The sequence below is a fragment of the Corallococcus llansteffanensis genome, from assembly GCF_003612055.1.
Classification (GTDB): Bacteria; Myxococcota; Myxococcia; order Myxococcales; family Myxococcaceae; genus Corallococcus; species Corallococcus llansteffanensis.
Window position 1 is genome coordinate 1 of sequence record NZ_RAWB01000429.1, and the last position, 8,612, is coordinate 8,612.

3 protein-coding genes are annotated in these 8,612 nt (G+C 71.5%); 1 reads left to right on the forward strand and 2 read right to left on the reverse strand.

Annotation, left to right across the window (positions count from 1 at the left end):
- Positions 1-604: hypothetical protein (locus tag D7V93_RS46200; protein WP_208723210.1), on the reverse strand; the 604-nt coding region annotated here is incomplete at its 3' end.
- 112 nt (positions 605-716) lie between these two features.
- On the opposite strand from D7V93_RS46200, the gene D7V93_RS30755 reads away from it, so the two are divergent.
- Positions 717-2,042 carry a hypothetical protein gene (locus D7V93_RS30755; RefSeq protein ID WP_147451421.1) on the forward strand — a complete coding sequence of 442 codons (1,326 nt, stop codon included), beginning with the start codon at positions 717-719 and terminating at the stop codon, positions 2,040-2,042.
- Here the strand turns inward: D7V93_RS30755 and D7V93_RS30760 are convergent.
- On the reverse strand, positions 2,039-8,599 hold the full coding sequence (locus D7V93_RS30760) for a non-ribosomal peptide synthetase (protein ID WP_208723211.1): 6,561 nt from the start codon (positions 8,597-8,599) through the stop codon (positions 2,039-2,041). The genes D7V93_RS30755 and D7V93_RS30760 overlap by 4 nt on opposite strands.
- Between the last annotated feature and the right edge of the window lie 13 nt (positions 8,600-8,612).

Consider the following 8,612-nt stretch of genomic DNA (forward strand, 5'->3'; position numbering starts at 1 on the left):
GGGGCATGGGGTTGGGTTTGGTGGCGGAGGTGAGTTCGATGAGGTACAGCGCGAACCCGGCCTTCTCCTTCGCGCGGATGCGCTTCTCCGCGAGCGCGATGGCCGCCTCGCGGCTCGCGGTGGGGAACTGCTTGCGCCAATTCTCGATGACCGTGTCGCCATCCACCATCACCGTCCACCCGGTGGTTGGTCCCTTGCGGTATTCCCGCAGCGTCACCTGTGTCTTCGTCGGGTTCCACGGCGTACCATCCCGGAAGCCCAGCGCCCGGTAGCGTGCGAGCAGCGACTCGATTTCCGACGGCGCGATGCTCGCCGACAGGTCGGCGCCGTTCAGGACACCCCGGCGGACCACGGCCGCATCCTTGCGGACCTCCACGTCGACGAAAAGCCCTCCGCGCAGCTTGTAGAGCGTGAAGCGCTCCGTGACAGGCCCTGTCACCAGGGGCGGCTTCGCCTCGCCCTTGTGGAGGACGCCGTCACTCCACACGCGGAACTTGTTGTCCGCAGCGAAGAACCAGACCTCGTGCTTCGTGTCGAGCCGAGGGTCGACGTAGTAGATCTTCTTGCCCTCGTTGAGCTTCTCAAGGCGCTTCCAGTTGGCCATGGGCGCCACCGTAGCGCGCCTCGCGTCGGACTGTGCCCAAAGCGGGCTCCGGGCTCCGCTGCCTCCTGCGTGTGTCGCTGCTCTGGTCCTCCCGGTGTATAGGTGCGCGGCGATGTCCGCTTCCCCGTCACGCCTCCAACGCCTGCTTCGCCGTCCCATCGACCTGGGGTGGGACCGTCTTCGGGCCCCGTATGTGACGGCCGTGCTGGCGTGTCTGGTCGTGCTCGCGCTGCGCTCCCACGAACGGCTCATGCAGCCCCACCTGTGGGCAGAGGATGGGACGCTGTTCCTGGCGGACGCGCTCGAGCACGGCCCTGGCGCGACGTTCATGCCCTACGCGGGCTACCTCCACGTCGCTCCCCGGCTGCTGGCCTGGGGACTGTCGCTGCTGCCCATCGAGGGGTTCGCGCTCGGGCTGGCCCTCGTCACGCTGGGAATCGACGCGGCGGTGTTCGCGCTCATCGCCCGTGTCCGGCACCGGTGGCTCGTGCCCCATGACGCCGTGCGGGTGCTTGTCGCCGTGGCCTTCTGCTTCCTTCCGGGAACGTGGGAGGTGCTGGGCAACCTGGCCAACCTCCACTCCGTCCTCTTCTACGCCGTCATGATCGTGGCGCTCCAGGACCTGGATCAGCCGCTGGGATGGGTGGAGGGCGGGGTGCTGCTCGCGGCCGCGTTGAGCGCGGGCGAGGGCGTGGTGCTGGCGCCGGTGTTCCTGCTGCGCGGCGCCCTGCGGTGGCGCGACGGCCAGCCGCTCGGACATGTCCTGCGCGAGGGGGCTGCCGTGGTGGCGCTCTCCGTCGTCGCGGTCGTGAACGCGGTGCTGTTCCGGCGCTCGGGCATGCCTGCCTCCGACTTCGTCTCCTGGCCGATGTCCCGGATGATTGAACACGTCTGGAACACGCTGAACGTCCGCTATGTGCTGCACCCGGTGCTGGGCGATGGGGGCACCCTGTGGTACTTCCGGCGGCCGCTCGCGGTGCGATGGCTGGTGTGGCTGGGGCTCGTTGCCGTGCTCGTCGTGGGTCTGCGCCGGCTGCCCCGCCGGCCTCGCGTGCTGCTGCTGGCCTCGTGCGCGTGTGTCTTCCTGCTGATCCTGCTCACCTGGTATGTGCGCTCCGGCTCCGCCGAGTACCCCGCGTTCGGGGCCTTCCGCGATCCGGGCGTGGTGGAGGATCGCTACATGCTGTTCGCGCTCCCAGCCGGACTCGTCCTGTGGGTGACGGCGCTGGGACGGTTCCGCTCCGTCTTCGCCGCGGGACTCTGCGTGGCGGTGGGGGTGCTCGCCTTCCCACGCTGGAGCTTCGAGTCATGGGGCTCCGAGAGAGATTGGGCCCGGAGCGCGCGCCTCATCCGCGAGGCGCGCGCCACGCCTGGCGCCGAGGCCCATGTGCCCATCAACCCCCGGGGCTGGGGGCTCGTCGTGCACGGGGCTCGCTAGGCGCTCTCCTGCTTCGCGGTGTCCTGCGCCTTCGTGATGGCCTCGCGGAGCCGTGCGGCGAGCACCTCCACGTGGGGCGGCTTCAGGAACGTGTAGTGGTCTCCCGGCACCTTGCGCACGTCCAACCCCCCGGGCGCGAAGGGCTCCCAGCCGTGGTCCCAGCGTGACTGCTCCGCTTCGAACAGCGTGAAGGGGCCCGCGTCCTTCGGCGGCTCGTAGGTCCAGGCTGCTTGCAGGTGGTGCTCGAAGACGCGGCGCAGGGCCCGGAGCGGCTGCTCCGTCGCGCCTTCGACCGCGAGCAGGGGCTGGCTGGCTTCCTCCAGCGCCTTCAGCCTCGCCTCCGGTGACAGGCCCTCCACTGGCGGCAGGGGCTGCCCCGCTGCTCGCAACAGGTCCTCCAGGAACAGGGCGTTCAGCCTCGCCTTGCCGCTCTCATCCGAAGGGTCTCCCGTGTTCAACCTTGCGGACGTGTCCAGCAGCGCGAGCAGCGCCACCGTCTCCCCCTCGCGCCGGAGCTGGTGCGCCATCTCCCACGCGATGCTGCCGCCCATCGACCAGCCTCCCAGCAGGTAGGGGCCTCGCGGTTGGACCGCTCGCACCGCCTTCACGTACAGGGCCGCCATCTCCGGGATGGACTCGCAGGGGGACTCGGCGCCGTCCAGGCCTCGCGCCTGGAGCGCGTAGAAGGGCTGCTCGGGCCCCAGCGCCCGGGCCAGCTCCGCGTAGGGCACGACGTTGCCTCCCACCGCGTGGACGCAGAAGAAGGGCCGTCCTCCCGTGCCCGCCTGGAGCTGGACCAGCGGCGTCCAGGGCGCGTTGTCCCGCAGCAGGGCCGCGAGGTGCTCCACCGTCGCGTTCTGGAAGAGCGCCGCCACCGGCAACGGACGTCCCAGCCTCGAGCGGATGGCTGACTGCAACCGCAGCGTCAGCAGCGAGTGCCCTCCCAGCTCGAAGAAGTTGTCGCGCACTCCGACGGGGCGCACGCCCAGCACCTCCTCCCAGATGCGCACGAGCTGCAGCTCCAGCGGCGTGCGCGGACCCACCCAGGCGCGCGTGGAGTCACGGCCTCCCTCCGGCGCCGGCAGGGCCTTGCGGTTCACCTTTCCCGACGGCGTCAGCGGCAACGCCTCCATCGCGACCCAGCGCGAGGGCACCATGTATTCGGGCAGCCGGTCCTTGAGGAAGCCTCGCAGCACGGTGAGGTCCAGGGACTTCGGGCGGGCGCCCACCACCCACGCCACCAGTCGCTTCTGTCCGGCCCCGTCGTCCCTCGCGTCGACGATGCAGTCGCGCACCTCTGGGTGCTGCGCCAGCGCGGCTTCAATCTCTCCCAGCTCGATGCGGAAGCCACGCACCTTCACCTGCGCGTCACGGCGGCCCAGGAACTCCAGCGTGCCGTCCGGCAGGTGCCGGGCCCAGTCGCCTGTGCGGTACAGCCGACCTCCCGGCACCGTGCTGAACGGATCCGGGATGAAGCGGTCGGCGGTGAGGTCGGGCTGGTTCAGGTAGCCGCGGCCCACCTGGACCCCTCCCACGTACAGCTCTCCCGTCACCCCTCGCGGCACCGGCTGCAGGTGCGCGTCCAGGAGGCGCACGGCCACGTTGATCAGCGGCCGGCCAATGGTGGGCAGGTCCGGCCAGGCCGCCGGGTCTCCCTTCAGCGTGAGCGACGTCACCGCGTGGGCCTCGGACGGGCCGTAGTGGTTGTGCAGCACCGCGCCGGTGCGCTTCATGAAGCGCCGGATGGCGGGCGTCATGCGCAGCTGCTCGCCCGCGACCATGATCTCCCGCACCTTCGTGGGGAAGGTGCCATCGCGCTCGGCCACCTCCGCGAGATTCTGGAGCGCGACGAAGGGCATGAAGAACCGCTCGATGCCCGCGCCCTCCAGCAGCGCGAGCAACTGGGTCGCGTCGCGGCGGACCTCCTCGGTGAGCAGCACCAGCTCGCCGCCCGCGGCCCAGGTGGCGAACAGCTCCTGGAAGGACACGTCGAAGCTCAGCGCGGAGAACTGGAGCGTGCGCGCCATCGGCGCCACCGAGTCCCCCAGCTGCCAGTGGAGTAGGTTCACCAGCCCCTCGCGGTGCATCGCGATGCCCTTCGGGGTCCCGGTGGAGCCGGAGGTGAAGATGACGTAGGTGAGCGCCTGCGCGTTGCCCTCGGGCTCGGGCCGGGTGTCGGGCTCGCGGGCGAAGAGGTCCACCTGGGTGTCGAGCTCCAGCACCAGCGTGCCGTCCCCCGACAGCACGTCGCGCAGCTCGCGCGTCGTGAGCAGCACCGTCGCCCCCGAGGCCTGGAGCATCGCGGTGAGCCGCTCCGGGGGATACGCCGGGTCGAGCGGCACGTAGGCGCCGCCTGCCTTGAGCGTCCCCAGCACCGCCACGGGCAGCTCCAGCGAGCGGCGCAGGTGGATGCCCACGCGGACGTCGGCGCCCACGCCCCGCTTGCGCAGGTGGTGCGCGAGCTGGTTCGAGCGCCGCTCCAGCTCGCCATAGGTGAGCGTCTGGTCACCGAAGCGCACCGCGATGGCGTCGGGCGTGCGCGTGGCCGTGGCCTCGAAGAACGCATGGACGCTGGACACGGCGGGGTAGGGCACCTGCTGGAGCGTCCACTCCGCGAGCTTCCGCTGCTCGGCGTCGCTGAGCAGCGGCAGGGTGGCCAGGGGCGCGTCCGGCGCCGCGAGCGCCCCTTCGAGCAGGCGCGTGTAGTGGTCCGCGAACCGCACCACCGTGGCCTCGTCGAAGAGGGCGGTGTTGTACTCCCAGACGCTCGACCAGCCCTCGGGCGTCTCGCGCACGAAGAGGGTGAGGTCGAACTTCGCCATGCCCGGCTCGAAGGCGATGAAGTCGACGGAGACGCCGGGCAGCTCCCAGGGCGCGGCGCCGTTCTGGAAGACGAACATCACCTGGAACAGCGGCGAGCGGCTCAGGTCGCGGCCAGGCACCAGCGCGTCGACGAGCTGCTCGAAGGGCATGTCCTGGTGGGCATAGGCGCCCAGGCAGGCCTCCCGCACGCGGCCCAGCAGGGCCCGGAAGCTCTCCGCCCCGGAGGCATCCACGCGCAGGGCCAGGGTGTTGGTGAAGAAGCCGATGAGGTTCTCCACCTCGCGCCGACCGCGCCCTGCGATGGGCGTGCCGATGACGAGGTCGTCCTGCCCGCTGTGCCGTGCGAGCAGGGCGTGGAAGCCCGCGAGCAGCAGCATGAAGGGCGTGACGCCCGCGTCGCGTGCGAGGGTCTGGATGGCGGCGGGCAGCGAGGCGGGCAGGGGGCGCGGAAGCTGGAGCCCCTTGAAGGACTGCACCGCGGGACGCGGCCGGTCCGTGGGCAGCTCCAGCGCCAGCGGTGCCCCCTCGAGCTGCTGCTTCCACCACGAGCGCTGCGACTCCAGGGTCTCGCCCTGCATCACCTGCCGCTGCCAGTGCGCGAAGTCCGGGTACTGCACCGGCAGCTCCGGCAGGGCCGTGGGCTCGTTGCGCAGGCGCGCGGAGTAGAGCGTCTTCAGCTCGCGCACCAGGATGTCGATGGACCAGAAGTCACACACGATGTGGTGCATGACTAGCAGCAGGCCGTGACGGTCGGGCGCCGTGCGGACCAGTGTGGCGCGCACCAGCGGCCCCTGCTCCAGGTCGAAGGGCTTGCGCACCTCCGCCTCCGCGCGCTGGCGCAGCGCCTTCTCGCGGAGCGCGGCGTCCACCTCCTCCACGGTTTCGAGCACGAGCGTCAGGGGCTGATGCGCGGAGACCCGCTGCACCGGCTGGCCGTGCTCCTCGGAGAACGTGGTGCGCAGCGCTTCGTGGCGCTGGACCAGGGCATCGAGCGCGCCCTCCAGCGCGGCGACGTCCAGCGGGCCTTCGAGCCGAAGGAAGAACGGCACGTTGTACGCGGACCCCTCCGGATCCAACCGCGCGAGGAACCACAACCGCTGCTGCGCGAAGGACAGGGGCAGGGGGCCCTCGTGCGACACCGCGACGATGGGCGGCGGCTGGGGGCCGCGCTCCCGCTGTCCCAGCGCCTCCAGCCGCTCCGCGAACCGCGCCACCGTGGGCGCCTCGAAGAGCAGGCGCACGGGCACGTCCTGCTGGAGCACGTCCCTCAGCCGCGAGACGACGCGCGTGGCCAGCAGTGAGTGGCCTCCCAGCTCGAAGAAGTGGTCGTGCGCGCCCACGCGGCGCACGCCCAGCAGCGGTGCCCACAGCTCCGCCACCAGCGCTTCCCAGCCTTCGCGCGGCGCCACGTAGGTGTCCTGCCCCGCGGGCCCCGCGTCCGGCGCGGGCAGAGCCTTGCGGTCCACCTTGCCTGACGGCGTCAGCGGCAGTCGCTCCAGCTTCACGAAGGCGGACGGCACCAGGTGCGCCGGCAGCCTCGCGGCGAGGTTCGTGCGCAGCGCGCCCGGATCCACCTCCGCGCCGACGACGTAGGCGACGAGGCGCTGGTCGCCGGGGGCGTACTCGCGCACGACCACCACCGCGTCCTTCACGCCCGGGGACTCCTTGAGGGCGGTCTCAATCTCCCCCGGCTCGATGCGGAAGCCGCGCAGCTTCACCTGCGCGTCGTTGCGGCCGAGGAAGTCGAGGACGCCGTCGGCCCGCCACCGGGCCCGGTCTCCCGTGCGGTACAGCCGCGCTCCGGGCGTGGTGCTGAACGGGTGCGGGACGAAGCGCTCGGCCGTCAGCGCCGGCTGGCGCAGGTAGCCCCACGACAGCCCGTCGCCTCCCACGTACAGCTCGCCCGCCACGCCCACCGGCACCGGCGCTCCCAGTGCGTCGAGGACGTAGGCGGTGGAGTTCGCGATGGGTCGCCCGATGGGGACCGGTCGGTCCAGGTCCTGCGCCGCCGTCACGGTGAAGGTGGTGGAGAACGAGGTGTTCTCCGTGGGGCCATAGGCGTTGATGACGCCCCGGCCCACCTCCAGCAACCGCCGCGCGGCCACGGGGGGCAGCACGTCGCCGCCCGTCATCACCTGCCGCATGCGCGCGAGCGCCTGGGGCTGCGCCATCGCCATCTGTTCGAAGAGGGCCGTGGTGAGAAACAGCGTGGTGATGCCCTGGCGCTCCAGCGTCTGGCCCAGCTCCTCCAACGAAGGCTGATGCGCCGCGAAGACCACCAGCTTCGCGCCATGGAGCAGCGCGCCCCACAGCTCCATCGTCGCCGCGTCGAAGGAGATGGGCGCGAGCTGGAGGAAGACCTCCTCCGGCCCGAACCGCGCGAAGGACGCTCCCTTCACCAGGCGCACCACGCCCCGGTGCGGGATGCAGACGCCCTTGGGCCGGCCGGTGCTGCCGGACGTGTACATGACGTAGGCCAGCGCTTCGGCCGGCACCGCGATGCGGGGCGCTGCCGGGGACTCGTGCGCGAAGGTGCTCCACGAGGGCTCCAGCACCACCACCCGCGCGTCCAGCGCCGGCAGCTTCGCCTCCAGGCCCGGCTGCACGAGCAACACCGGAAGCCGCGTGTCCCGGGCCATGAAGCCCAGTCGTTCGGCCGGGTACGTCGGATCCAACGGGACGTAGGCCCCACCGGCCTTGAGGATGGCCAGCGTGGCCACGACCATCTCCAGCGAGCGGCCGGTGCACAGGCCCACGAGCGTGCCCACGTCCACGCCCAGGCGCCGCAGGTGGTGCGCGAGCTGGTTGGCGCGGAGGTCCAGCTCCGCGTACGTCAGCCGGCGGCCCTCGAACTCCACGGCGATGGCATCGGGTGCGCGCACGACCTGCTCCTCGAAGAGGGCGGGCAGCGACGCGTCACGCGGGAAGTCGGCGCGGGTGTCGTTCCAGGTCTCCAGCAACCGCTGGCGCTCCTCGGTGGAGAGCAGCGGGAGGCGGGACAGGGGGCGCTCGAACTCCGCGACGGCCGCTTCGAGCAGGCGCGTGTAGTGCTCCGCCATGCGCGCCACCGTGGCCTCCTCGAAGAGGGCGGTGTTGTACTCCCAGAGGAAGCTCAAGCCCTCCGGTGTCTCCGTGGCGAAGAGGGTGAGGTCGAACTTCGCCATCCCCGTCTCGACGTCCAGCGCTTCCACGGACAGCCCCGGCAGCGTCCGGTCCGTGGGGCTGCCGGCGTTCTGGAGCACGAACATCACCTGGAACAGCGGCGTGCGGCTGGGGTCCCGTTCGAGCTGCAGCGCGTTCACGAGCTGTTCGAAGGGCAGGTCCTGGTGCGCGAAGGCGCTCAGGCTGACGTCGCGCACGAGGCCCACGAGGTCGCGGAAGCTCGCGTCCCGCGAGGCCTGGATCCGCAGCGGCAGCGTGTTGACGAAGAAGCCGATGAGCCCTTCCAGTTCCTGGCGCTGACGGCCCGCGAGGGGCGCGCCAATCACCAGGTCATCCTGGCCGCTGTAGCGGGCGAGCAGCGCGTGGAAGCCCGCGAGCAGCGTCATGAAGGGCGTCACGCCGTAGCGCTGGCCCAGCGCCTCGACGGCCCGGGAGAGCGCGGGTGATGCACGCGAGGACAGGTGCGCGCCCTCGAACGTCTGCACCGCCGGACGCGGCAGGTCCGTGGGCAGCAGCAACGCGGGCGGCGCGTCCTGGAGCCGGGCCTTCCACCACCCGAGCCGGGCCTCCACGGCGTCCCCCACC